The sequence below is a fragment of the Roseobacter weihaiensis genome (genome assembly GCF_020622345.1).
Classification (GTDB): domain Bacteria; phylum Pseudomonadota; class Alphaproteobacteria; order Rhodobacterales; family Rhodobacteraceae; genus Roseobacter; species Roseobacter weihaiensis.
The window spans coordinates 1-1,144 of sequence record NZ_JACNMO010000079.1 but is presented as its reverse complement, the minus strand read 5'-3'; the positions used below and the strand labels follow the sequence as shown (position 1 = coordinate 1,144).

The 1,144-nt window shown below is 49.8% G+C and carries 2 protein-coding genes; both read left to right on the top strand.

What is annotated here, in order from left to right:
* Positions 1-195: hypothetical protein (locus H7847_RS26585; protein ID WP_227272739.1), on the top strand; the 195-nt coding region annotated here is incomplete at its 5' end.
* Positions 196-425: 230 nt separating this feature from the next.
* A complete protein-coding gene (locus H7847_RS26580; RefSeq protein ID WP_227272738.1) occupies positions 426-905 on the top strand; it encodes an ankyrin repeat domain-containing protein in 480 nt (159 codons plus the stop codon).
* Positions 906-1,144: the final 239 nt, after the last annotated feature.

The following is a 1,144-nucleotide window of genomic DNA, read 5'->3' as shown; positions in this document are numbered from 1 at the left end:
GTGTCATTGGAACCTCCTGTCCGATTGAGAAACCTCAATCGTCAGGCAGGTCTGCCAAATCCCAAAACAGCTGCATCAGTGATCAACACCCGCAAAGTGCGCAAATGCCGCGCGAGCGGCTTCGTCCTTGTCCGCAGGTCTGCCGACTGCCTGATCAAAACGGATGTCCGCTTTGGGCTGGCACTAGTCATCTGATCAGAATTGTCGGATGTCCGCAGCGAGCCCAAATTGACGTTTTCTGAAACTGCACGAATGGCTGCTTCTACAGTTCGAAAAGTCTTCTGTCACCAATTGGGTTTTGAGTTGCGTAAGACCGGGTGGTTACCATATGTCCTAAAATAATTTTCTTGGCTTGTGGTTGCTGGCCAACTCTAGTTTTTGAATGAATTCTGACATTGCATTCTGCAACAAAGGAAGAATATCCCATGCCCTTCGCCCCAATGCAGGAACACTGGCCTAGGCTTCGCACTATCATTGCGACTACGTTTCTTTCAGTCAGTGCTTGCTATGCTGATGATCTCAGAATTGCTGAAGCATTTGCAACATTCGAAAAGGCAGAGCTTTTACGTTTTCTGTCAACGAAGACCGAGGCTGATGTATCGCAGTATAGGTATGCGCGAGGGCAAAATGTGGTTCATGCTGCTTTGGTAAATGCCTCAAACCCTGACGCTATCAGAATTGCGGTTCAATACAGTGCTGATTTGGATCATCAAGATGCAGATGGCCGAACTCCGCTACACCACGCCATTGACGGCAACGCCACGACTGAAGCCAGCATCCTTTTGGATCTAGGTGCTCGCCTAGATCTTCCAAATGCATCAGGACTGACCGCAGTTTCATTTTGCGAAGGCGTGCTGAGAGATCAGCCCGATCATGCAACTTGTAAAATTGTTAAGTCACAGTAGCGAAAACCCGCGATTACAAGAAAGCGGTGCCCCAAGGCGGTCAACAGACAATCGATTGTTGTGCGGCTCACTGGAAGCGGACGTTGCGCTGCCCTTAGAAAAAGGCTGCTTTGTCTAAGATTTTTCGATGCGGGCCAGTACGTTAGATTTGTGTTGGGCGGCCTGGCCCGCGTTGACAAATCTGACAAGGTGGAAGCCGCGGGATGCTTGCGCTGTTCTATGGGGAAAGCACGGGCATT

What these genes read in the sequence shown, in the direction of transcription:
- H7847_RS26580 (WP_227272738.1), top strand. Translation starts at nt 426, where the DNA reads ATGCCCTTCGCCCCAATGCAGGAACACTGGCCTAGGCTTCGCACTATC.